The sequence below is a fragment of the Faecalicatena contorta genome, from assembly GCF_022835095.1.
GTDB classification, from domain to species: domain Bacteria; phylum Bacillota; class Clostridia; order Lachnospirales; family Lachnospiraceae; genus Faecalicatena; species Faecalicatena contorta.
In genome coordinates, this window is sequence record NZ_BQNQ01000001.1 from 3,666,091 (window position 1) to 3,691,269 (window position 25,179).

Consider the following 25,179-nt stretch of genomic DNA (forward strand, 5'->3'; position numbering starts at 1 on the left):
CCAATTAAAATCCCTGCCTTTCTTAGAAAATTATACAAAATCCCGATATTAGATAATTTAATTTACTATTGATAATTTCCTAAGAAAAGTTAATATTTATTTTAATATACTATTACATTTCTTTAGCTTGTTAATCGTTTTCACAGGCAGGGGATACTTATAACAAAAGTCGTCAATTCCCCCTCGCTTTCTGCATGGATATCTCCTTCATGCAGAGTGATAATTTCTCTGGCAATTGCAAGTCCAAGTCCTGCACCTCCTGTATTTCCTGATCGCGCCTCATCTGTCCGGTAGAATATTTCAAAAATATATGGAAGCTTTTCTTTCGGTATAGTCTTTCCTTTGTTTCGTATAAAAATCTTAACATAGTCCCTTTCTGTCTCGGTCCGGATAACGATTGCGGTTCCCGGATAACTGTAAGACACGGCATTTTTCAGAACATTCTGAAACACTCTTGCCAGCTTTACAGCATCTCCATAAACCAGAATCCCCTGCCCGGTTTCAAGCTCGATCCGGTTGTCCCCCTGCTGAAGAATCGGGTAAAACTCATCGGCCAGCTGTACCAGCAGATAGGACAGATCCAGCGTCTCCTTTTCCAGCACAATTTGGTTCAGATTATACCTTGTAATATCAAAAAACTCCTGAATCAGCCCTTCCAGCTGAAGAGATTTGTCAAAAACGATTCTGGTGTATTTTTCCCGCTGCGCCTGCGGCATATCTTTTGCTTCATCCAGCATGCTTAAATAGCCGATAACGGATGTCAGCGGCGTCTTGAGATCGTGGGCCAGATAAGTGATCATATCATTTTTACGTTTTTCCTCCTCCTTAATCATACGGGTATTGCGCTCTATCTTATTCTTAATCTGTGACATCTGTACCGCAAGCTGTGCATATTCGGGAGGGAACACCAGATCTGCCTCTATTTCATGCTCCATAAAAGAGTGAATCATCTGACTGGATTTTGCCACAGCCTGACCTGCCATTTTCCGTCCATAAAAGGCGGAGATCCCCCGCACCAGAAACAGGCAGACCACCGCTGCAACGCAAACGGCCAGCAGAATAAGCATCTTAAATCTAGGCCAGTTCACCTCAGTTATCAGAATATCCTGACCTGACAGATGATCCGTTCCCATCCTGGTCCACGTATAATTATCCTGGAACCAATCCACAAAGCTGCCATTCCAGATATAATCCACAAAATAATAAATACCAAAACAGACGGCCAGTACCAGAACTAATAAAGCCGCCGTCTCGACCAGTCTTTTCATATTCTTTTCATTATCCTTCAATTTTATATCCACACCCCCAAACGGTCTTAATATACCTTGGCTTTTCAAAAGAGTCCTTCATCTTCTCCCGCAGATGCCGGATATGAACCGTAACTGTATTATTATTCTTCACATAATACTCATCCGCCCAAATCTGCCTGAAAAGACTCTCCGCACTCACGACCTCCCCCTTGTTCTCACAGAGAATGCGCAGAATATCAAACTCCGTCGGCGTCAGCGTCAAAGGCTCCTCATTCAAAGTACATTTATGAGTCTTCACATTCAGCATGAGCCCCGATACCATTATCACAGAATCATCCCGCTCAGCTCCATGATTATATCTTTTATAGCGCCTCAGCTGCGCCTTCACACGCGCCACCATCTCCAGAGGCAAAAATGGTTTTGCAATATAGTCATCTGCCCCCAGTGTAAGTCCGGTAATCTTATCAATCTCCTCGCTCTTCGCCGTCAGCATAATCACCGGGAAATGATACCGCTCCCTGATCTGCCTGCAAAGAGTAAAACCGTCAATCTCCGGCATCATCACATCCATAACAGCCAGATCCGGCGGCTCTTTTACAATGCATTCCCAGGCCTCTCTGGAATCATAATACTTATAAATAATAAAATCCTCATTCTGCAGATAGCACTCTACTAAATCCGCAATCTCCTTCTCATCATCTACAATTAAAATCTTCTCTCTCATTCATATCATCCTCCATCGCAAGCTAACTTCATTATAAAATCTCCTTATAAATATTCCCTTATAAAAATCTTATGAAAGTATGAAGACGTCTGGAGACGCCTGAAGGCGGCAAAGATGCAGGGGCGGCCCGGAAATGCCGTGGGTGGTTCAGGAGGCAGCCGCTTTGTGAAGGAACACTAAGGGCAAATCAGGAAAATCCTGGGGCACAGGCCGGATTCACTGAGAAAGCCTGATGCTTTCTCAGCTCAGCCGGCCTCGCAGATTGATTTTGTAAATCAATCTGCGTCCCCAGGATTTCCCTTATTTGTCCTAAGTGTTTCTAATCACACGCTAAAAGCCTCCTGAACCATCCACGGCATTTCCGGGCCGCCCCTGCATCTTTGCCGCCTTCAGGCTATGCGCTTCCTCGCGGAAGGAACCGGTGCAGTAGATCGGGTTGGATAGGCGGGAGTAGTGCAATGTAATATAATAATAATTTACTTATCCAGGCTGCCTCCAACCTCCTCCCGTACTATCTCCACCCATCTGCTTGCATTTTTAGGGTTTTTCCCTAGTGTATGGTTATCTTTCATAATGATCTCCGGCACACAGTCTCGTGTACATCTGAGTGCTTTTCTAATTTCTTTTCTTACGTACTCCTCGTCCATATGTGGTAAGGCAAGTGGCGTGAGTGTTGGTTTTACGGATGCTATGTATTTTTGCCCCAGATTTTCCGGTATGGTGGTCCAGTCAGACCACGGAGAACAGGATACACGCCGGAGATTGGGCAGCTTTTTTATGTATTTCCATCTTGGCTCGTAAGGCTCGCAGCACCCGGAACAATTTAATCCGAATCTCCTTGCTATTTTCTTGTGATAAGGGAATATGAATTCTCCGTACAGATCGGGATTGATTGCGGTGGTCTCCTGGCTTTCCACAAATCCCCACATGTTCTTTGCCGTCACTGCACCTGCTGTTTTATCCGGCACCTGCAGATCATCGGTATAGCCCAGTCCTCCGGAACCTACGTATGTTCCATCTTGGTTGTGAGCCAGGAGCTTATGCTCTTCCAGGAAATCCAGACGTCTCAGGACCCCTTCACACAACAGGTGCATGGTGCGGTGAACCGACTCCGGCTCTGAGAGGAAGTCACACATAAAGTCCTCCAGACCGCGCAGGTTAATATAATCCATTGTCAGTCCCAGGCTCCACCACCAGTCTGTTTTTCTGCGGACCCGGAGAATACCGTCAAATAATTCGTGTGCCAGCTCCATTACCCGCTCTGATTCTTCGTAATCAATGAGCAGCTCCGGATAATGGATTCCTGGCAGATCTTTCTCATAATCGTTCAGAACCGGAACCACTTTGTAAGCTCCGCCTGCCTCACCGCCTGCTTTTTTCAGTGCGGGGCCCCAGCCGGTATCGCTGTAGGAATAAGGAACATCGAAATAGTTTTCAATTACCTTATCATCTTTCAGCTGTTCAAACCAATAGATCTGCTTGCGCAGATGCATTTCCCAGACTCTTGCAAGCGGATCTTCACAGAGCAGGATATTGCCGGGTATGCATTCATTCCAGCCATTCTCCGGGTCAATAAATACAACAGGCTCGGAGGTTTTCAGATCATTGTGTGCCCTCCACAGCTCTGCCTTTTCCTTTTGAACCGGCAGGGCGGCAATCTGCGCCGTCCTGTCTCCCAGTTTCTTCAAATGCTGCTTTTCTTTTTCACTGAACAAAAATGAAGTACCTATTTCTTTGATTTTAGGAATGCCGGAAGCAGTCTGCATCGCAGCAGGATCTTTTTTCCCCATAGCTTCCTCCTTCTATTTCCAGGTCTCGGGAACCCTCATATCTGTATTATACGTTTCAATATTTTCCTTGGTAACAAGCATTGTTCCGGAATCATTGAGCATATTTTCCGGTTTTGCGCCATTATCAATGTAGTCCAGGAGCCATTGGGATGCCTGGTAGCCTTTCCGATAGAAATTCTGTGTCATGGTTCCGTATATGATTCCTTCGCGGATCCCATCCAGTGTTTCGTCGATATCGTCAATCGCCATTACCACAACCTGATCTTCCAGCCCCATTTCTTTTACTACTTTCGCAGCAGCTGCTCCGCCTTCTCCTGTCACAGCAACAGCAACATTGGTCTCTGGATACGTATTAAATACGTCCTGCCATTTCTGTACTGCGGTCAGTGTGTCTGCGTTGGTCTCAACAACCGTCATTTCCTCGTAATCCCCAGCCTCTTTAAAAGTCTTGCGGTAGCCTTCGATCATGTCCATAGCAACGGTATTCGTAAATGCTGTCGTTGCGTAAGCCGCCTTCGGTGTCTCCCCCGCCAGTTTTTCAAGGATTCCATTCGCCCCCGCGGTTCCAAGATTCACCGGGTCGGTCCCTAGATAGGCAAGTCTTGGCGCATCCGGGATATCAGAGTTCACAACAACTACAGGAATTCCCGCTTCATCGGCTTTTTTCAGAACCGGAACCATCGCCTCCGGATTCAATCCCTGGGTGATAATTCCATCTGCTTTCTCAGCAATTGCAACCTCGATCTGCTTGATCATTTCATCCACATCGATTACGGATGGTCCAACCCAGTCCCCCCGGAAACCGAATTCTTCGGCCGCATCGTCAAATCCTTCTTTCGCCGCCAGCCATACCGGGTGTGCGATCAGAGGTGTGACAAACACGAGATGTTTTGCTTCTCCACTGGTTTTGGTGCTGTCCTCCTCATTTTTTCCTGCACCCTCTTCCGTTTTGCCGTCTTCTGTTTTCTGGACAGGCTCTTTCGATGTACTGCTGCATCCTGCTGCCAGTCCGATCACCATAAATAATGATAGTAAAATCGCCATCGTCTTCTTCATATTTTTTCCTCCTTATTTGCAAAGGGGCAGACCCCTTTCGTTATTCCACATTATTTTTCATCGGATAAGCCCCGTACATTTCCCAGCTTTGAAATATCTCCAGAATATTCTGAGGCGGGCAGTTTGCCTGTATATTATGTCCTGAACCAAACAAATATCCACCGCCCGGCCCAAAATCGCATATTTTCTGACGAACGTCTGCGCGTATCTCATCCGGGCTCAGATGGAACACGCCCTGGTTATTCAACCCGCCATGCAGAGACATCCTTCCGTATGTCATCTTCTTCAGTTTCTTAGAATCCATATCATATGCATTGGCCTGGAGCGGCTGGACAATATCCACGCCCCAGTCATAAAAATCATCCAGGCACCATGTCACAGAGCCGCAGGAATGGTAGGACAGTTTTGCGTCTGATTTTGTCTTCATAAACTGAATCAATTCTTTAAACCGGGGGCCCACATTTTTGCGGAACTCTACCGGATTGATCAGCGGGCCGCTCTGATCGCCCCAGTCATCTCCGGCCCACATGATATCGATATATTCCCCGATCTCCTCCAGGTATTTTCCCATAAATGCCTTCCAATAATCCAGGATCATGTCCAGCAGATAGTTTGCAAACTTAGGATCTGCAGCCGTATCCAGCATAAAATTCTCCATCCCGCGAAGCACCCATGCACTGTAATATAGGGCGGGGTATGTCCCTGCTACAATGGCATAATCGGTGTTCTCACGAAGCCATTCTGCCTTTTTCCTCAGACCTTTAAACCTGGCCGGGTCTTCCGGGTCCGGCATCTTATATGCACGCAGATCCGAAATAGTCTCGGCATCTGCGAGGGGATTTTTCCGGCTGTCGCAGTAGAATTCGGTTCTTATGTAACCGGCTCCGAATTCGTCCCTCCAGGATCCGTCTTCCTCCTCATGGTATTCCCAAAAGGAGGGCGGATTGCAGAAAATATAGCGGGTATCCACATGGAATTTCTGCAGGATGGCCTCGGAAGGCCTTGCAAGGCGCTGTACCGCATCGCTTATAACAATCTCCTCATTCATTCCCAGATAATCCAGCAAATTTCTGTAGGCTCTTTCATGGATCCCGGATACCGTGCTCATTCCCCAGTCTATCGGAATCCTGTCCGGCTCCTTGAAGTTCAGGGCCATATTTACTCTTTCTCTCGGTGTCATACACATTCTTTTTCCTCCTTTCCGAATGCGGCCGCATGCAGGATATCCTGCTGCGTCACATATTCCGCCGCCATCTCGGCACTGATATATCCCCTGCGCAGTACCAGAAGCCGGTCGCATATGCTGATCAGTTCGGGCAGTTCTGAGGAGATCACGATGATACCCATGCCTTTTTCCGTCAAGTCCTTCATGATCTTATATATCTCTGCTTTAGCACCAATATCGATTCCACGAGTAGGTTCATCTAAAAACAGGATATTTGCTTTTGAAAGCAGTGCCTTTGCAAGTATGACTTTCTGCTGATTTCCTCCGCTCAGTGTTGTAATGCCAGTATCAATAGAAGCAGCTTTGACTTTCAGGTAGTTAAAATATTCTTCTGCCGCCGTATTCTCCCGGGTTTTGTCGATAAATCCCCTCCGGGAGAGGCGTTTCAAAGCACACAGTGTCATATTTTCTTTGATGCTCATAGTCCCCACAAATCCATCTCGTTTCCGATCCTCGCTCAACATGATTATGCCGGCATGTATGGCTTCTGAAACGCTCCGTACCGGAGTCTCTTTTCCATTGATAAAAATCTTACCTCCTTTCCTTGGCATTGCACCGGCAACTGCTTTCAGAAGCTCGCTTCTCCCGGCTCCCACCAGCCCGGCAATTCCCAGAATCTCCCCGGCATGCAGTGTAAATGATACATCTTCTATGATATTTTTGTGGTAAGCATAAGGATGCAGTACTTTCATATGCTCTGCCCGCAATATCTCTGCACCTTTTTTCTCTGTCTTTTCTCTTTTGAAGATGTCCAGTTTATTTCCAACCATATCCAGGATAACCTGATTCGGAACTATCTTTTCTTTTGGGTACTGTCGAATGTACCTCCCGTCTCTCATGGTAATGACCCTGTCAGAAATCTGAAACACCTCATCCAGTTTATGCGATATGTAGATGCATGCGATTCTCTCTTTTTGGAGTGCACGCAGCACCTCCATCAGATGTTCCGTCTCCTCCTGAGTCAGTGCGGCTGTCGGCTCATCAAGGATCAGGATTTCAGGCTTTCTGACCAGTGCCCTGGCGATGCAGACGAGCTGCTGCATGCTGGCGTTCAGGCTCCTTGCATTCAGTTTTGTATCCAGAGTTACATCCAGCTGCTGCAGCGCTTCCCTTGCTTCTACATGGAGCCTCTTCCAGTCTATAAACCCGTTTTTCTTTTTCGGCCAGCGTCCGAGCAGTACATTTTCCCCGACGGATAAGTCCAGCTCCACATTCAGCTCCTGGTAGATCATGGCAATACCTGCCTTTTCTGCATCCAGTGAATTTTTTGCGTCCATCCTCTTCCCCTTAATCAGTACCTCTCCCTCGTAAGTGCCGGATGGATAATTGCCCGCCAAAATCTTCATAAGGGTAGATTTGCCGGCTCCATTTTCACCAACGATCGAAAGAATTTCTCCTTCCTTTAGATCTACAGATACATCGCAAAGAGCCGTAACGCCCGGAAATCTTTTGTAAATATGGCGCATCTGCATGACTGTATTTTCCATGGTATCTCCCTCCCTGCCTAGTCTGTCCTTTTCGTTCCGGCACGCTGCATAGCATCTCTCTTATACTGGTCCAGCATAACAGCCAGAACAAGTATGAACCCAACCACAAAGTTCTGCCAGTAAACAGACACCTTTAAAATTGTCATGGCATTCGACAATACGTTCATAAACAGCGCTCCGATTGCAGTGCCGAGTATAGTTCCGATACCGCCGTTCGTACTGGTGCCCCCGATGATGACCGCGGCTATAACCGTCATTTCATAACCGGTTCCTCCGTTTGGCTGTGCGGATCCCAGCCTTGAACTCATCATGATTCCTGATAATGCCGCAAGGGTACTTGTGATACAGTAACAGATAATATAAGTCCGGTCTAGATTGATTCCGGACAGCCGTGCCGCCTCTTTGTTCCCGCCCACTGCATAAATGGAACGCCCCACGGTTGTCTTCTTCAGGAAAATATGTGCCGCTGCCCCCAGCACGATACAAATAAGGATAACCTTGGGGATACCCAGAACATCCTGCTGTTCTATGGTCTGAAATGCAGCCGGCAGAGGATAAATAGGAACCCCTTCTGTTACTATATAAACGATACCGCGTGCCATATACATCATTCCCAGCGTCATAATCAATGCCGGAATCCTGCATTTTACTATGATGATTCCGTTGAGGAATCCGATCAGGAATCCCACCCCGCATCCCAAAATCATTGCCAGCCAGATCGGGGCCCCCAGATTCACCATTCCCATTCCGCTGACACATCCGCCCAAAGCAAGCACTGATCCTACCGATAGGTCCAGTCCCCCCGCGATCAGTACGAAGGTCATGCCAAGCGCCGTAATCAAAGTGAATCCAGTAGACCGCAGCACGTTGAATACGTTGGCCATACTTATGAACGCTGGATTAACCAGCGCTATTATCACCATAAACAATATGGTAGGGATGATGACTCCACTCTCCTTCATTTGAAATACTTTAATTGCTGCCTTTTTTATCCGTTGGCTCATCTCGCATTCCTCCTTTACGCTGTAGTACTAGTACTAATTCAATCATAGCATTGGGAGTACGCACTTACACTTGAACAAAATTGACAGCACTGTTTTATTTTTTATATCATTCTGATCATTTGCACTTTTTTGCCGGATTTTGCTTCTGTCAAAAAAGTGCAAGTCTTCCTTTCTATACAAGTGAATTTTCTATCTGTTATAATAAAAGTACTTATTTTTAAGCGTTAGCTGAAAATCTACTCCTCAGGGGCTTGTGTTACGGTTTCCCCTTGGGTATACTTATTATACTCTTATATAAACAAATAATCTCGAAAGGATTTGAAATATTATGAAAGAAAATAGACGATATCTAGGTATACGTACCAAACTTTACGTTTTAATTATTCTTTCTCTTCTGATTCCTGCCTGTGTGCATGGATTCTCCTATATCCTTCAGCAAAAAACTCTTTCCAGCTATCAGGCGGCATTGGAAAGCCAGATAACACTGAATGACTTTTTTGTGAGCAATCGTGATATACACGAGCTGTTTGAAAATTTTATGCTGCACCCTTCCTCAGAGAATAGAATTTCCTATGAGGGAGAACTGGGCTATGCCAAGGAGCGTCTGAGCCACGTACTTTATAATTTTCCGGATGGTGTTTACTATGATAAAATGCGGGATCTGGAGAATATGCTGGAAACCTTTGAATCACAGGCCTCAGATGTAATCGCAAAGATCGGCAGTGTCCCGCAGTCCGAACTGCTCTCCCAGACACAGGATGTACTTTATACCAATAATCTGATTGACTATACTTACAAAAAATATACTACATATCAGGCCGAGTCTATTTCCATGGAGACCAGCAGGCTCCTCCGGACTATGAAAGTCAATAACCGGCTCTGTAATCTTGTTTTTGCTGCAGGCCTTCTGTTTCTCTGCATCGCAGGGTATCTGACTACCAGGAAGATCACCCGGCCGCTTTTGAATGTGGTCAGCAGCGCAAAGGAACTGGCCAGCCGCCGTTTTGATATTCCGGATATCTATGTGGATACGAACGATGAGATGGAGATACTGGCCAATGCCTTTAATAATATGAAAAACAGCATCAACGGTTACATTTCCCAGATCAACAGACAAGCCCTGATGCAGGAAACCAGTCTCAAGGCGCTGCGCAATCAGATAAATTCTCATTTTCTATTCAATACTCTGAACCTGATTTCCCGAAGTGCATACTTTGAGGGAGCTCCTCAGACAATTCAGTTAATCGACGCCACCACCGATATGCTGCGCTACAGCCTTTACAAGACAGAAGATGCGGTTAACATCCGGGATGAACTGTCTTTCGCAGAGACCTATATCTTTATCCAGCGGATGCGTTTTGTAGATCATCTTTCGTTTGAACTGCAGGTAGACGATGAGCTTCCCAATATCTTAGTTCCTTCTTTTATCATACAGCCATTAATAGAAAATGCAATTATGCATGGAACCTACAGCAAACCTGAACCCTGCCGCATTCTGACGGCCATCTGGAAAATGAAACATTCTCTCCTTATCCTGGTGGAGGACAATGGCACCGGTATAGAGAAAGACATGATCCCATCACTTTTGTCAAAGGAGTATTCCCCGCCGCAGGGCAGCCACGGTATCGGCCTGAAAAATGTCCGGGAAAGGATCGGGCTTTTTTATAAACGGGACGACATTATTTCTATATATAGTGAAAAAGGGAGTTTCTTTCGGGTAGAGATCGAAATACAAGAGGAGGATTTTATATGGGATACCGATTAGTAATTGCAGAAGATGAAGAGTTGGAGCGTTCCGCGCTGCGGCTGATTATCCGGACTCAGCTTCCACAGTACGAGATTGCCGCGCAGGCAGCCAATGGTGTGGAGCTGATGGAGATGTGTCGGGAATACAAGCCGGATGTTGTACTGATGGATATCAGTATGCCGGTTCTAAACGGACTCGATGCCATGAGGCAGCTCCAGGCTTCTTATCCTAATCTGGAATTTATCGTCCTCTCGGCACATGCTGATTTTGAATATGCTAAGACAGCCCTTCAACTGGGTGCATTCGATTATCTGACAAAACCTATAAAGACAGATGTCCTATTATCAGCACTAACCAGGCTGGCTGAAAGAATACGCAGCAATACCATAGACAGCTGCCGGGACGACCACTTGAATGAGCAGATCCGGCTGGCTCTGCCCCAGTTGGAATATAATATTGTCCAGTCGATTATCACCGATACTGTCACAGACCTGGATCTTAGACGATTTCAGGCCCGCTTTCGAACTGAGAATGCCTGTTTTCTGTGCGCCACAGCTTCCCTTCTGCAGATACAGCAGCCGGCATTTTTTCATCAGGATGAATTACTATCGGAGATCGGCCGGCAACTGGATCTGTGTACCAGGGAGTCCATTGTACAGGATATCGGCATCTGTCATATCTTTATACTATCCGTGGACCAGGACCAATTTTCCAGGAATATCCCTCAGTTCACGTATGAACTCCGCTGCCTTTTATCCGCTGTATATCAGAAACACCGCCTGGATCAGGTCTGCCTGTATATCAGCCCAGCTGTTTCTTCTCTTTCGGAACTCTCGACAGAATTTAAAGCACTAAACAAAAAAATGCTGAAAGGCCACCGCCAGGTTGTCCTCTCAGCACCCAATGGCTCTGCCAAAATATATGCCTTGGAGACAGAGCTGAGCCAGTCTGTTTCTAAAGGAGACAGTGAAAAGAGCCTGGAGAAAGCCAAACTCCTCTTCCAGGCCCTGTTGGAGCAAAGTAACCGTACCCCTGCACTATTATGTGATAACCTCCGGGATTCCCTCGGTGCCCTCAAAAGGCATCTCACCACGATGGATAGTGGTTCCATCCTGATCTCCGGCCTCTGCAATGACCTGTTGTCAACCATTTCTCCCAGGCAGAATACCGACTATATAAAAATAGCATTTTTAAACTTTATCAAAGCATGTTGTGACTGTTGCGAAGGGAACGAACCAAAGGACACCGATGACATAGATATCAAAAAAATTATTACATATATAAATAGTAATTACACAAGTGACTTTTCACTTGAACAACTGGCCATGGAACATAAAGTTAGTCCCTCTTATTTGAGTAAAGCGCTGAAACACCAACTTGGAATGAACTTTATCGACTATATCACAAAGCTGCGCATAGACAAAGCAATAAAACTGTTGGAACAATCTGATAAAAACATAAAAGAAATCACATTCGCAGTGGGGTATAATAGCCAGACCTACTTTTGCAAGGACTTTAAGAAAATAGTAGGTATCAGCGCAAGTGAATACAAAGCAGGGGTCAGACCCTTTTGAGCACCATTTTCAGAATATTCTTAAATTATATTTTAATCTGCGGCTTTGCCGCAGACCTGCCTGCAGGGCATGTTTTACGTGGTGCCCTTTGGGTATACATTCATCTGCAGCTTTAACGCAGACCAGACCGCAGGACATAAGTCACAGTGTGCCCTTTGGGTATACATGAATCATACATTATGGCGCTGTCGTGAAATAGATAAGTATTAATCATCCATTATATACCGCTTTACCGCTTCAAAAACACCTAACGTTTCCTCTTCCTGTATGCCAGCATTAATACGGCCATCCCAGATATCAGAAAGGCGCCAAGAATTATTACGAACTGTGTATTATCCCCGGTCTTCGGTGTGCTTTTGTCTTTCTCAAATGTAACAGATATCTTATGATTATCCTGGACGTCTGTCAACGTATACCGGTTATTCTTCATTGTTACCTCTCTGCCGTCTACCAGAACCTTTGTCACACGGTATCCTCTATTTGGAGAAAATGTAAATTCGCAGCTCTTCCCCTTCTCTACATCCACGCGGCCGTTCGGATCTATTTTCCCATTTGCCCCGGCCTCCGCAGTTATAGTATATACGGTTACCTTTTTCTCAATTATATTAAATGATGTACTGACCGACTTTTTGTATTCTGTTTCTTTCCATCCCTTACCGGTGTACTCTTCCATCTGAAATCCTGCCGTCAGTTCGTAACTTCCAAGTCTTGTGCATTTGAATTTCACTGTATATGGAGGGTTTTCCCAGCTTTTTATTGCTCCCCCCCAGGTCCATGTCTTTGGCGCCCATCTTGTATCTCCCACTGCGGGAGAAGTATTTTCCATACCAACACCGACTGCTGTGGCAGTCCATACAGTTTCTGCCTCATAAGTTCCACCATGTTCGATTCCGGTTATCTTCACACCGTCAGAACTTATAGCTGTCCTATATTTTACCGTTTCGCTGGGAAGGCTCTCCATTGCTTTATCCGGATCATATTTAGCACGTGTCATAAATTGATATTCAGTATCTGGCTCCAGCCCGGCAAATTCCGCATTCTCCTGCCAGCTGATTGTACCGTCTGCCATTCGCATTCCATACTCCAGCTTATCATCTGTGATAAGCACAATAGAAGTATCGGAGCGTTTCAGAATCTTTGGTGCCAAAGCCGCTGCTGCTGCATTCTCCAATGTTGCCACATGAAGTATGTCACTATTCTCTCCCTGCATCTGTAGCTTTTCGTCTATCTTACGCCGAACAACAAATTGATATTCTGTACCTGGAGTCAGGTTGTCAAATACACCCGTGGTATTCCATTCAATGTCTGTCCCGGAACCCAGCATCCCAAATTCCATATTGTCCGGATTCTTCTCCATTTCCGGTACTTTTAACGATATACTCGTATTCGTTCTGTCGGCCGCTTCCGGAGTATATTCTGGTTTATCCGGCGCAGTTCTCTTTGTCCTCGTATCGATTGGTTCGTTACTGCCGCTTGCGAGATAAGTTACACCTTCATATTTTCCCGCTGCAATCCTTAGATAACACTGATAGGAAGTATCCGGTGTCAGCTTATCAAATCTGGGATCTGCCTGAAAATCTGTTCCATTGATACTGAATTCGTAGTTATACTTTGGATCTGCATTTTGGGGCAGTTCCAATGTAACCTCAGTATCTTTTACTTCTTTAACGATTGGAGCCTCCGGAGCTGTAAGCGGTGACGCCGGGGCTTTTGTAACACCTTTATCTTTTTTTTCATCTGCTGGCTTTTTAGCCGAATCCGGAAAATTTTGGCTGTCATCTGCTTCTTTTATAGTATCGTCAGACAACTGCTTATTAGCATCAAAAGTATCTTTAATACCTTCCGGCGGTTTTTCTGTTTCACCCGCCGAATTCTGTACCTCATCCGTTGGACTCAGCTTCGCCTCTTCTCCTTCGGAATTCTGATTACCGTCCGTCAGTTTCTTAGTTTCATCTGACAAAGCATCCGTAACTTCAGATGGATCAAGCGGCTGGTTCTGTGGGGTATCCGTTACCACATCCGCCGCAATTGCATTTGTTGCAGCCGTATTTTGATATAATATAACATCTTCTCCGGCATGACGGCATGCAAAACTGTATTGTGTCCCGGACTGCAGCCCGGCAAAAACCACCGTTCTACTTGCCTTATCATACTGTCCGGTCTCCGCCCACTTCCATATCCTGGCATTGTCTTTCTCTGTCTCAATGGCATATTCAAAATCTTGTTCTGTTCGCAGCTTGATGCTATCTGTTGTCTTTTCTATTACTTCTGGTTTCTGTACACCGGTATTCTGCTTCACATTTTCCGTCTCTGCAGATACCGGAAATGCAGGAAGCACCCCCGCCGCACCTATTAAAACAAAAGTTAACAGGAAAGCCAATCCTCTTCTACTGTTCCTTTTCATGAAATCCACCTCCTTTAAGATTATGTTTGAATCAAATATTGACAGATAAAGATACTCTTTTTTATATTATATCAGAATTTACTGATAAATAAATTAATTTTTATTTAAATTCAACATTGGGGTCAGACCCCTTTGCACTCCATGATACATTTGCTTGACAGTAGGTGGCAGACAAGTTAAGATAATCATAAAAAATCTATGCTCCAGACCAGCTGCAGCATTAACATTCATTGAATTTACATCCATTGAGTAGATAACGAATCCGCATGCATTGACCGCCATATTTAGAGCGATTATGCTCATAAGCTTAGTAAAGGAGATCCCAGCAAATGTACACATTTACACAATTAGAAATTCATAATAACCGACATTTTTACCCGCTGTTCTGTGGTTGTCAGTCCTGCAGCCCCTCTTACTCCTTTGGTCCTGCAATGCGGGAATATTATTTGTTTCATTTCTGCCTGGACGGAAAGGGAAAGTTTTTTGCGGGTAATATCTGCCACCGTATCCAAAAAGGACAGGGGTTTCTTATCTGTCCCGGAGATCTGACCTTCTACCAGGCGGATGATAAAGAGCCCTGGACTTATCTCTGGATTGCAGTAGAGGGAGACATGGTGAAACACCATCTCTCCCTCTGCGGCCTTTCGCAGGAAACCCCTGTCATCGCCTGTCCTTACGTTCAGGAGCTGCATAATATTATCCTGGATATGTTGGAACATTATGATGCAGATTACAGTAACGAACTCTATAATCAGGGACTTCTATATCAATTTTTTTCTTATCTGGCTAAATCACCAGGCGTATATAAGCCAAGTGAGCAGCACACGGAAAGCCAGTACATTGCAAAAGCAATCGAATTTATTAAGGTGAATTATCAGTCTCCAATTACGGTACAGCAAATTGCAGACTATGTTTCATTAAACCGCTGCTACCTGTCCACCCTGTTTCAAAAAAATGTCCATTTCTCTCCGCAGCAATTTTTGAAAAAATATAGGATTACCAAGGCTTCTGAACTACTTGCAAATACCGATCATCTAATCCGGAATATTGCATTTTCCTGTGGATATACCAGCGAACTGGCTTTTACAAAAGCCTTCCGACAGGTAACCTCATTAACCCCCAGTGAGTACCGTAGGAGAAATAAACTTACGTCACGCACTATATGTACAAAGAACCCTCATGAAGATGATACTTATTAGCAATTCTAGAAATCTTTAGGTATAGTATTTATGAAAATAATAAATACGTGACTGATAGTCCCCATTTACTCCATTATAAAAGCTGCTGTCTTCGCCGCAGGATTCATCTGAGAGGTTCCATCCTGCGCGGAGGAGTTCATCCCCATAATATATACCGTTCTTTTCACTGCATTCCGTCTGGTACAGCATATTCTCGTCAAGTCCCTGAAGTCTGAGACGGCGGTATCCTACGTTCACTTCCTGGAGTACTCTGTAATATCCCAGCAACGCCTCTGTTTGATCTGGTGAAACTACCATCCATGCTGTTTCATTCCCGTCCCCTTCAAATGGGCTGATTAAACGGTAAAAGTTTCCCTGCTGGATAAGCTTGCGGTGCTTTTTCATAAATTGAACTTGATTTTTTATGGTATCTCTTTCTTCCTCCGTTAGTTCATTTAAATCCAGTTCATATCCAAAGGTGCCGAAATAGGCCACATTTGCCCTGCTGTTCATTGGAACGTTACGATGCAGCTGATGATTCGGAATCGCCGAAACATGAGATCCCATGCTGCTCAAAGGATAAACCATGGATGTCCCATATTGGATTTTAAGACGTTCCATTGCATCTGTATCATCTGAAGTCCAGCATTGAGGGGCGTAATAGAGCATCCCTGGATCGAATCTGGCTCCACCGCTTGCACAGGATTCAAATAGAACTTCAGGGAATTTTTCAACAAGCCGCTCATACAGCCTGTACACTCCGAGTATATACTGATGATAAACTTTTCCTTGCTCGTCTGCATTCTTCCCCGATGAAAAGACCTCCGTCATACAACGGTTCATATCCCACTTGATATAGGAAATGTCCGCCTCGGTCAGGATTTTTTCCATCATTGAATAAATGTAGTCAACGACTTCCTCTTTTGAAAAATCAAGAACCATCTGATTCCTGCCATAGGATATGTACCTGCCTGGCGTCTTCAGAACCCAGTCGGGATGCATTTTAAACAATTGGCTGTCTTCATTTACCATTTCCGGCTCAAACCACAGCCCAAAATCCATTCCCAGAGCCTTTACTTTTTCTGCAATCCCGGTTACACCAGCCGGAAGTTTTCTTTTATCAGGATACCAGTCTCCCAACGAAGACGTATCATCATCCCGCCTGCCAAACCATCCGTCATCCAGCACAAACAGCTCTATCCCCAGTTGTTTAGCCGTATTCGCCAGTGCCAGTATCTTTTCTTCATTAAAGTTAAAGTAAGTAGCTTCCCAATTATTAATCAGGATAGGCCGCACCCTGTCACGCCATACTCCCCGTGCCAGCCTTGTCCGATAAAGTTCATGATACGTCTGGCTCATACCATTAAGGCCCGCATCGGAATAGACCATAACTGCTTCCGGAGTCTGGAAGCTCTCTCCGTCCTGTAGGCTCCATTGGAAACCACTTGGATGTATTCCCATCAGTACTCTTGTCACATGATATGTATCTACTTCGGCCTGTGCGAGAAAATTGCCGCTGTATACAAGGCTGAACCCATATACTTCACCACTATTTTCGTCTGTGCCTGGCCTTTTTAAAGCAAGAAATGGATTATAATTATTACTGCTGCACCCTCTCATACTGTATATGCTCTGGATACCATGCTCCAGTTTCCTGTTCCTGACTGCCCGTTCTCTTGACCATGCACCAGTCAGCTCAACCATTTCATAATCCATATCCGGAAGATCCAGGCTTGAACTCATCGCAGTGTTCAGCCTGATTCCCTCCGGCAGACCACATTCAAATCTGGCATTCCTCGTAATCACGGGATAATCCCGATAGATCGTATAAGTAAGTACTAGCCGCGTACGTATCAGGCTGTCCTCAAGTTCAACCTCAAGCGTCTGGGCCTCTTCATCTAACTCTGTATATGTAGCAGGCAGTTGCTCTAGCTTCGGCTTCCCAACGTAAATCTTATGACTCCGATACACAAACTCTGTAATCCGGCTCCCGTTAGCCTGTTCTATTTCATATGCCGGATATCTCATATCTCCATGTCCAAATAATGGATACTCCTGCCTAATATGTTCCATACTAAAACTCTGGTCCCCCGGGAAAGCACACGCTGACATGGGACGCTTTTGCAATTCAAGTAAGTGGCCAAAACTTTCCCGGTCTCTCAAAGACTTTCCAAAATAAAGTTGTCCTAATTCACCATTTTTTAGAATAGTCATAATGTAACTTATCTTATCATTGCATAAATGAAACTCTCTTGAATCCTCATGAAAAATAATACTTGCTGTCATAAACCACAACCTCCTTTTGTTTTGAGATTATAGCATATGAGGCAGATCCATACCTATCCATTTGTTAGATTTATATATTGTGAGTGTTTGTTCTTAGGGGTCAGACCCCTTTGCGCACCGTTTTCTGAATATTCTAAACATAACAACACTTTACACAACAAAAAACGATACCTTCCGGTACCGTCTCCTCATTCCATATATATATCTTCAAAACTGCATACAAAGAATTAAATCCATCCATTATCCTATCACCTTGCTTGGTTATGCCCTCGACCTATTAGTAACAGTCAGCTCCATGTGTTGCCACACTTCCACCTCTGCCCTATCTACCTCGTCGTCTTCAAGGGGTCTTACTAACTTGACGTTATGGGATATCTCATCTTGAGGGGGGCTTCACGCTTAGATGCCTTCAGCGTTTATCCCTTCCCGGCTTGGCTACTCTGCTATGCCCTTGGCAGGACAACAGATACACCAGCGGCCAGTCCAACCCGGTCCTCTCGTACTAAGGTCAGCTCCTCTCAAATATCCTACGCCCACGCCGGATAGGGACCGAACTGTCTCACGACGTTCTGAACCCAGCTCGCGTACCGCTTTAATGGGCGAACAGCCCAACCCTTGGGACCTACTTCAGCCCCAGGATGCGATGAGCCGACATCGAGGTGCCAAACCACTCCGTCGATGTGAACTCTTGGGAGTGATAAGCCTGTTATCCCCAGGGTAGCTTTTATCCGTTGAGCGATGGCAATCCCACTTTATACCACCGGATCACTAAGTCCTACTTTCGTACCTGCTCCACCCGTCGGTGTCGCAGTCAAGCCTTCTTCTGCCTTTGCACTCTGCGAATGGTTTCCAACCATTCTGAGAAGACCTTTGAGCGCCTCCGATACCCTTTCGGAGGCGACCGCCCCAGTCAAACTCCCCACCTGACATTGTCCCCCAGCCGGATCACGGCTGATGGTTAGAAACCCAATACTGCAAGGGTGGTATCCCAACAGCGGCTCCCTTACGACTGGCGTCATAAGTTCTCAGCCTCCCACCTATCCTGTACATGCAATACCGAATCCCAGTATCAAGCTGGAGTAAAGCTCCATGGGGTCTTTCCGTCCTGGCGCAGGTAACCAGCATCTTCACTGGTACTTCAATTTCACCGGGTGCATTGTTGAGACAGTGCCCAAATCATTACGCCTTTCGTGCGGGTCGGAACTTACCCGACAAGGAATTTCGCTACCTTAGGACCGTTATAGTTACGGCCGCCGTTTACTGGGGCTTAAGTTCAAAGCTTCGCTTGCGCTAACCTCTCCCCTTAACCTTCCAGCACCGGGCAGGCGTCAGCCCATATACCTCACCTTTCGGTTTTGCATAGACCTGTGTTTTTGCTAAACAGTTGCTTGGGCCAATTCTCTGCGGCCTCTCGCGAGGCACCCCTTCTCCCGAAGTTACGGGGTCATTTTGCCGAGTTCCTTAACAATGCTTCTCCCGTCGGCCTTAGGATTCTCTCCTCATCCACCTGTGTCGGTTTACGGTACGGGTTTTAACTGAACAATAGCGGCTTTTCTTGGCAGCTAGCTCACGCACTTCGCTACTTTAGTTCGCTCCGCATCACGTCTTCGGATTGCATACCGGATTTGCCTGATATGCTCCTACCACGCTTGCACCGGATTTTCCACTTCCGGCTTGCGCTTTCTCTCTGCGTCCCCACAGTTCTGTCAGTTAAAAGTACAGGAATTTCAACCTGTTGTCCATCGACTACGTCTTTCGACCTCGCCTTAGGCCCCGACTTACCCAGAGCAGATCAGCTTTACTCTGGAAACCTTAGATATTCGGCCGGAAGGATTCCCACCTTCCTCTCGCTACTCATTCCGGCATTCTCTCTTCTTAACACTCCACTGCTCCTTACGGTACAGCTTCGCCGCAGTTAAGAATGCTCCTCTACCAATTGACATTCATCAATTCCTAAGCTTCGGCAGTGTGTTTCAGCCCCGGACATTTTCGGCGCAGGACCTCTCGACTAGTGAGCTATTACGCACTCTTTCAATGGATGGCTGCTTCTGAGCCAACATCCTAGTTGTCTTCGAAATCCCACATCCTTTTCCACTTAACACACATTTTGGGACCTTAGCTGTAGGTCTGGGCTCTTTCCCTTTTGACCATCCAACTTATCTCGGACAGTCTGACTCCCATACATCATCTACACGGCATTCGGAGTTTGATATTCTTTGGTAAGCTTTGACGCCCCCTAGGAAATTCAGTGCTCTACCTCCGCAAGACTTGAGTATGAGGCTAGCCCTAAAGCTATTTCGAGGAGAACCAGCTATCTCCGGGTTCGATTGGAATTTCTCCCCTATCCACACCTCATCCCCACCCTTTTCAACGGATGTGGGTTCGGTCCTCCATTGCCTTTTACGGCAACTTCAACCTGGACATGGATAGATCACCCGGTTTCGGGTCTACTCCGACTGACTATATTCGCCCTATTCAGACTTGGTTTCCCTTCGGCTCCGGGCCTTCGGCCCTTAACCTCGCCAGCCAGCGTAACTCGCCGGACCGTTCTACAAAAAGTACGCGGTTGCACATATAAAGTGCTCCCACAGTTTGTAAACATATGGTTTCAGGTTCTCTTTCACTCCCCTCCCGGGGTCCTTTTCACCTTTCCTTCACAGTACTATGCGCTATCGGTCACTAAGGAGTATTTAGCCTTACGGGGTGGTCCCCGCTTCTTCCCACAAGGTTTCTCGTGTCTCGTGGTACTCTGGATACCGCCATGTCATGTTGGATTTTGCTTACGGGGCTTTCACCCTCTCTGGCCAGCTTTCCCAAAACTGTTCTGCTATCTTCCATGAATCAATTATGCGGTCCGAACCCCAGGGTGCACGCACCCTGGTTTGGGCTCTTCCGGTTTCGCTCGCCGCTACTTCCGGAATCACATGTTGTTTTCTCTTCCTCCGGCTACTTAGATGTTTCAGTTCACCGGGTTCCCTTCCTTAACTTATGGATTGGGTTAAGGATACTGGAGGTCTGCTCCAGTGGGTTTCCCCATTCAGAAATCTCCGGATCGATGGGTATTTGCCCCTCCCCGAAGCTTATCGCAGCTTATCACGTCTTTCATCGGCTCTTAGTGCCAAGGCATCCACCATACGCTCTTATTAGCATAACCAACTTGCCTTCTCTCACGGGTTGGAGATCGGGCGACACATATCTAGCGTGATATGCGTTGGCAATAGGTTCCTCTTATTGAACTGCTAATGTTCAATAAAATTCAATTTTTTCCGTTCGTTTTTTTCGAACTAGTTAATGTTGTTAACATTACCTCGGATGTCTTGATTAAATAAGATATTTAATCTGTCGTATTATCGCTTATCAGTAATAATACAACTTCTCTTTGTATGCAATTTTCAAGGTACATATCCAGATGTTCCGCTTCCGCTTCCCACCCGCTGACTGCTTTATCAGTCATTACATACACGAATTGTTTCGTATATCTAATCACTGGTAAAACCAGCTATCATAACAGCACTGCCCTGCTGATTGGGTTGGCGTTGATAAGTTGTTGCTTATCCTTGCCGGTATCTATATAATCAACATTTATATAATACTGACGGCGCTTCCGTCATCCTGTTATTCTTTTTTAGATTTGGCGGCCACCTACTCTCCCACATCGTCTCCAATGCAGTACCATCGGCCGTCTGGGTCTTAACCATCGTGTTCGGGATGGGAACGGGTGTTTCCCCCAGGCGCATCGCCACCAAAATATTTTGTTATGTGAGCATGCCCTTTCAGGCACTCTCTTGATAACTAAACAATAGACAACATACTCTTTACTTCTTTCTTCCTTAGAAAGGAGGTGATCCAGCCGCACCTTCCGATACGGCTACCTTGTTACGACTTCACCCCAGTTATCGGTCCCACCTTCGGCAGCTCCCTCCCACATCACTAAGCACGACTTGTGACTTGTTCTTTTATCGAATGTTATGGAATCCACAGATGGCTTCCATAACCACTGAACAGTCATGCTCACTGATGTGGGTTGGGTCACTGACTTCGGGCGTTACCAACTCCCATGGTGTGACGGGCGGTGTGTACAAGACCCGGGAACGTATTCACCGCGACATTCTGATTCGCGATTACTAGCGATTCCAGCTTCATGTAGTCGAGTTGCAGACTACAATCCGAACTGAGACGTTATTTTTGGGATTTGCTCCACCTCGCGGCTTCGCCTCCCTTTGTTTACGCCATTGTAGCACGTGTGTAGCCCTGCTCATAAGGGGCATGATGATTTGACGTCATCCCCACCTTCCTCCAGGTTATCCCTGGCAGTCTCTCTAGAGTGCCCGGCCAAACCGCTGGCTACTAAAGATAAGGGTTGCGCTCGTTGCGGGACTTAACCCAACATCTCACGACACGAGCTGACGACAACCATGCACCACCTGTCTCCCCTGTCCCGAAGGAAAAGCACCATTACGCGCCGGTCAGGGGGATGTCAAGAGCAGGTAAGGTTCTTCGCGTTGCTTCGAATTAAACCACATGCTCCACCGCTTGTGCGGGTCCCCGTCAATTCCTTTGAGTTTCATTCTTGCGAACGTACTCCCCAGGTGGCATACTTATTGCGTTTGCTGCGGCACCGAATGGCTTTGCCACCCGACACCTAGTATGCATCGTTTACGGCGTGGACTACCAGGGTATCTAATCCTGTTTGCTCCCCACGCTTTCGAGCCTCAACGTCAGTCATCGTCCAGTAAGCCGCCTTCGCCACTGGTGTTCCTCCTAATATCTACGCATTTCACCGCTACACTAGGAATTCCACTTACCTCTCCGACACTCTAGTTACATAGTTTCCAATGCAGTCCCGGGGTTGAGCCCCGGGTTTTCACATCAGACTTACATAACCGTCTACGCTCCCTTTACACCCAGTAAATCCGGATAACGCTTGCCCCCTACGTATTACCGCGGCTGCTGGCACGTAGTTAGCCGGGGCTTCTTAGTCAGGTACCGTCATTTTCTTCCCTGCTGATAGAAGTTTACATACCGAAATACTTCATCCTTCACGCGGCGTCGCTGCATCAGGGTTTCCCCCATTGTGCAATATTCCCCACTGCTGCCTCCCGTAGGAGTTTGGGCCGTGTCTCAGTCCCAATGTGGCCGGTCACCCTCTCAGGTCGGCTACTGATCGTCGCCTTGGTAAGCCGTTACCTTACCAACTAGCTAATCAGACGCGGGTCCATCTCATACCACCGGAGTTTTTCCCACTGTACCATGCGGTACTGTGGTCTTATGCGGTATTAGCAGTCATTTCTAACTGTTATCCCCCTGTATGAGGCAGGTTACCCACGCGTTACTCACCCGTCCGCCGCTCAGTCACAAAACCTTTCATTCCGAAGAAATCAAAGTAAAGTGCTTCGCTCGACTTGCATGTGTTAAGCACGCCGCCAGCGTTCATCCTGAGCCAGGATCAAACTCTCGTTAAAAGTGTTTGTATCCGGGTCAGAATTAACTACTAGCTAATTCTATCCCTTTTTACTGTTCTTACCACCGAGATTAATCTCAGTGATGGGTGCATCATTATGATGCTGTTCTTAAAAATTTTCTCTATAAGAAATTTTCAAGGGTTTGTTGTCTATTGTTTAATTATCAAGGTGCTTTGTTGTTTTTGCTGTCGTTCTTTGTCGTCAGCGGCAACTTTTATAGAATATCATATCCATTGTCGTCTGTCAAGAACTATTTTATTTTTCTTTTGCTCTTCAGAACTCATTTCTTTCTGTTTCTTCAAGCGACAGCTTTAATATATTACCACACTGCCTTACTTTTTGTCAACAACTTTTTTCAACTAATTTTCAACTGACTTCATAAATTAGAATTCCCAAATTCATCTCATCTCAATCAACTGTTTTATAGAAAAAGTGGCTGTTTGAAACGACAGCTTAGTTAGATTATCACATTTTTATGTCATTTGTCAACAGCCTTTTTCACTTTCCCCTATTTTCCCCGATAATTTTCATATATTAATTTAAGAATATTCTGAAAACGGTGAGCAAAGGGGTCTGACCCCTCTGCTGCTCCCTCTACTAATTCGTTTCTCTCTTTCCGCTGATTGTCTGAGCGATAATGTTTCTCATAATATCCTCGCTCAATTGTCCGCTCAGATAACCAAATACCTTTCCTTCCTTTGTAAACATAAATGTAGTGGGATAAGACTGAATACCGTATTGGTCGAATATGCTTCCGCCTTCATCCATCAGAACCGGATAGGTATACCCGTTCTCCTCCAGAAATTGCTTCACACCATCTACAGACTGTTCCTGACCATATCCCGGAGCAGCAATTCCCTGTATCACAACCTCAGGATCTTCTTCCTTTTGGTATTCTTCATAGAGCTTTTGTATTTCCGGCATCTCTGCACGGCACGGTGGGCACCATGTCGCCCAGAAATTCAGGAAGACGGTCTTCCCTTTATAGTCAGAAAGCTTATGCACGTTCCCATACTGATCCTTTAATTCAAAATCTATGGCATCCGGAAGTTCCGCCGCCCTGTCCTGTTCTGAATCGTCATTTTTATCTGCACTATCCTTTGTATTACTATCATTATTTTGCGCTTTATCATCTTTCTCTGCAGTATCACCCGCTGATTTTTGTTCATTTTCAGATACCTGCTTTTCTGTCTTCGTATTATCCTGCTGCGCAGTCTGTACTTCTGATAGATATCCCGTAATTGCATTCATTTTTCCAGTGAACATCATAAGACCCATTAATATCATGAGTACTCCGCCCACCTTCACTGTATATTTGACAACATTATTATGTTTTTTAAATAAATCCAGTAAAGTTGTACTGAAGATGCCTACTGCTAAAAACGGAAGTACGAATCCAAGGGTATATACGCCAATCAACGCAAATCCCCACACCTTCGTGCTTGCAGACGCTGACATCAGCAGGACACTGGACAGAGCCGGGCCGACACAGGGTGTCCACGCAAAACTAAAAGTAAATCCCATAATCAGTGCGGTCCAAGGTGACATAGCCAGTTTATCCAAATGGAACGGCAGCCTGTGTTCCTGACTCAAAGTCTTGGACTTTCCGAATACTCCCAGCTGATAGAATCCAAATACAACTATCAGAATGCCTCCGATCCGTGCAAACATACTCTGGCTGCCTTTGAAGAAGCTTCCAAGCACCGAGGCGCCAAATCCCAGCAGGAAGAAAGTGAAACTGACTCCAACCACAAAGAACAACGTATTTACCATAACTTTTTTTCTGCTGAAATATACTCTGCCGTCCTCGCCGACCTTCCGGGTGCCTCCCGCTAGATATCCGATATAAAGCGGAATCAGCGGAAGCACACATGGCGAGAAGAAACTCAATAATCCCTGAACAAATACCGTAAGAATTGGCACGCTTATGTCTAATGAAAATCCCATATCTTAATCTCCCTATTTTAAGTATTTTTTATAGTGCAACATCCA

14 protein-coding genes and 3 rRNA genes are annotated in these 25,179 nt (G+C 45.8%); 3 read left to right on the forward strand and 14 right to left on the reverse strand.

The window, feature by feature from the left end; translation table 11 throughout:
* Positions 1-140: 140 nt before the first annotated feature.
* The 7 genes from MWG26_RS16495 to MWG26_RS16525 form a co-directional block, all read right to left on the reverse strand.
* A complete protein-coding gene (locus tag MWG26_RS16495) occupies positions 141-1,289 on the reverse strand; it encodes a sensor histidine kinase (RefSeq protein ID WP_240285810.1) in 1,149 nt (382 codons plus the stop codon).
* A complete protein-coding gene (gene vanR, locus MWG26_RS16500) occupies positions 1,279-1,974 on the reverse strand; it encodes a VanR-ABDEGLN family response regulator transcription factor (protein WP_025656610.1) in 696 nt (231 codons plus the stop codon). Before vanR ends, MWG26_RS16495 begins: the two co-directional genes overlap by 11 nt.
* Positions 1,975-2,450: 476 nt before the next feature.
* On the reverse strand, positions 2,451-3,764 hold the full coding sequence (locus tag MWG26_RS16505) for a uroporphyrinogen decarboxylase family protein (protein WP_243002539.1): 1,314 nt from the start codon (positions 3,762-3,764) through the stop codon (positions 2,451-2,453).
* Positions 3,765-3,776: 12 nt separating this feature from the next.
* A complete protein-coding gene (locus tag MWG26_RS16510) occupies positions 3,777-4,820 on the reverse strand; it encodes a substrate-binding domain-containing protein (RefSeq protein WP_025656608.1) in 1,044 nt (347 codons plus the stop codon).
* 40 nt (positions 4,821-4,860) lie between these two features.
* A complete protein-coding gene (locus MWG26_RS16515; RefSeq protein WP_181969611.1) occupies positions 4,861-6,006 on the reverse strand; it encodes a uroporphyrinogen decarboxylase family protein in 1,146 nt (381 codons plus the stop codon).
* A complete protein-coding gene (locus tag MWG26_RS16520) occupies positions 5,997-7,532 on the reverse strand; it encodes a sugar ABC transporter ATP-binding protein (protein ID WP_117441310.1) in 1,536 nt (511 codons plus the stop codon). The genes MWG26_RS16515 and MWG26_RS16520 overlap by 10 nt, the downstream gene beginning before the upstream one ends.
* Before the next feature lie 17 nt (positions 7,533-7,549).
* Positions 7,550-8,536, reverse strand: coding sequence for an ABC transporter permease (locus MWG26_RS16525; RefSeq protein WP_025656605.1), 987 nt, complete (start codon positions 8,534-8,536; stop codon positions 7,550-7,552).
* Positions 8,537-8,864: 328 nt separating this feature from the next.
* On the opposite strand from MWG26_RS16525, the gene MWG26_RS16530 reads away from it, so the two are divergent.
* Both MWG26_RS16530 and MWG26_RS16535 read left to right on the forward strand, forming a co-directional pair.
* Positions 8,865-10,301 carry a sensor histidine kinase gene (locus tag MWG26_RS16530; RefSeq protein ID WP_025656604.1) on the forward strand — a complete coding sequence of 479 codons (1,437 nt, stop codon included), beginning with the start codon at positions 8,865-8,867 and terminating at the stop codon, positions 10,299-10,301.
* Positions 10,286-11,857 (forward strand): response regulator transcription factor, encoded by a 1,572-nt coding sequence (locus tag MWG26_RS16535; RefSeq protein ID WP_025656603.1) that lies wholly within the window; start codon positions 10,286-10,288, stop codon positions 11,855-11,857. The genes MWG26_RS16530 and MWG26_RS16535 overlap by 16 nt, the downstream gene beginning before the upstream one ends.
* 247 nt (positions 11,858-12,104) lie before the next feature.
* Here MWG26_RS16535 and MWG26_RS16540 read toward each other — a convergent pair whose 3' ends face one another.
* The gene (locus MWG26_RS16540; RefSeq protein WP_025656602.1) at positions 12,105-14,261 is read right to left on the reverse strand and encodes an LPXTG cell wall anchor domain-containing protein; all 2,157 of its coding nucleotides are present in this window, start codon (positions 14,259-14,261) and stop codon (positions 12,105-12,107) included.
* A gap of 329 nt (positions 14,262-14,590) precedes the next feature.
* Between MWG26_RS16540 and MWG26_RS16545 the strand changes: the two genes are divergently transcribed.
* On the forward strand, positions 14,591-15,460 hold the full coding sequence (locus MWG26_RS16545; RefSeq protein WP_025656601.1) for an AraC family transcriptional regulator: 870 nt from the start codon (positions 14,591-14,593) through the stop codon (positions 15,458-15,460).
* A gap of 15 nt (positions 15,461-15,475) precedes the next feature.
* Here the strand turns inward: MWG26_RS16545 and MWG26_RS16550 are convergent, their stop codons facing one another.
* The 6 genes from MWG26_RS16550 to MWG26_RS16575 all read right to left on the reverse strand — a co-directional run bounded on the left by MWG26_RS16550 (position 15,476) and on the right by MWG26_RS16575 (position 25,134).
* Positions 15,476-17,725 carry an alpha-galactosidase gene (locus tag MWG26_RS16550; protein WP_025656600.1) on the reverse strand — a complete coding sequence of 750 codons (2,250 nt, stop codon included), beginning with the start codon at positions 17,723-17,725 and terminating at the stop codon, positions 15,476-15,478.
* 257 nt (positions 17,726-17,982) lie between these two features.
* Positions 17,983-20,879, reverse strand: a 23S ribosomal RNA gene (locus MWG26_RS16555).
* A gap of 180 nt (positions 20,880-21,059) precedes the next feature.
* A complete protein-coding gene (locus tag MWG26_RS16560) occupies positions 21,060-21,212 on the reverse strand; it encodes a hypothetical protein (protein WP_244062757.1) in 153 nt (50 codons plus the stop codon).
* Positions 21,213-21,354: 142 nt separating this feature from the next.
* A 5S ribosomal RNA gene (gene rrf / locus MWG26_RS16565) occupies positions 21,355-21,472 on the reverse strand.
* 87 nt (positions 21,473-21,559) lie between these two features.
* Positions 21,560-23,187 (reverse strand): 16S ribosomal RNA (locus MWG26_RS16570).
* Together the 16S, 23S and 5S rRNA genes form the textbook arrangement of a ribosomal RNA operon.
* A 597-nt stretch (positions 23,188-23,784) precedes the next feature.
* Complete coding sequence (locus MWG26_RS16575) at positions 23,785-25,134, reverse strand: cytochrome c biogenesis protein/redoxin (RefSeq protein WP_025656599.1); 1,350 nt, start codon at positions 25,132-25,134, stop codon at positions 23,785-23,787.
* Between the last annotated feature and the right edge of the window lie 45 nt (positions 25,135-25,179).

Bases quoted from the DNA above. Each gene is read 5' to 3' on its own strand.
- vanR (WP_025656610.1), bottom strand. From the start codon at position 1,974: ATGAGAGAGAAGATTTTAATTGTAGATGATGAGAAGGAGATTGCGGAT.
- MWG26_RS16505 (WP_243002539.1), bottom strand. From the start codon at position 3,764: ATGGGGAAAAAAGATCCTGCTGCGATGCAGACTGCTTCCGGCATTCCT.
- MWG26_RS16510 (WP_025656608.1), bottom strand. From the start codon at position 4,820: ATGAAGAAGACGATGGCGATTTTACTATCATTATTTATGGTGATCGGA.
- MWG26_RS16515 (WP_181969611.1), bottom strand. From the start codon at position 6,006: ATGTGTATGACACCGAGAGAAAGAGTAAATATGGCCCTGAACTTCAAG.
- MWG26_RS16520 (WP_117441310.1), bottom strand. From the start codon at position 7,532: ATGGAAAATACAGTCATGCAGATGCGCCATATTTACAAAAGATTTCCG.
- MWG26_RS16525 (WP_025656605.1), bottom strand. From the start codon at position 8,536: ATGAGCCAACGGATAAAAAAGGCAGCAATTAAAGTATTTCAAATGAAG.
- MWG26_RS16530 (WP_025656604.1), top strand. From the start codon at position 8,865: ATGAAAGAAAATAGACGATATCTAGGTATACGTACCAAACTTTACGTT.
- MWG26_RS16535 (WP_025656603.1), top strand. From the start codon at position 10,286: ATGGGATACCGATTAGTAATTGCAGAAGATGAAGAGTTGGAGCGTTCC.
- MWG26_RS16540 (WP_025656602.1), bottom strand. From the start codon at position 14,261: ATGAAAAGGAACAGTAGAAGAGGATTGGCTTTCCTGTTAACTTTTGTT.
- MWG26_RS16545 (WP_025656601.1), top strand. From the start codon at position 14,591: ATGTACACATTTACACAATTAGAAATTCATAATAACCGACATTTTTAC.
- MWG26_RS16550 (WP_025656600.1), bottom strand. From the start codon at position 17,725: ATGACAGCAAGTATTATTTTTCATGAGGATTCAAGAGAGTTTCATTTA.
- MWG26_RS16575 (WP_025656599.1), bottom strand. From the start codon at position 25,134: ATGGGATTTTCATTAGACATAAGCGTGCCAATTCTTACGGTATTTGTT.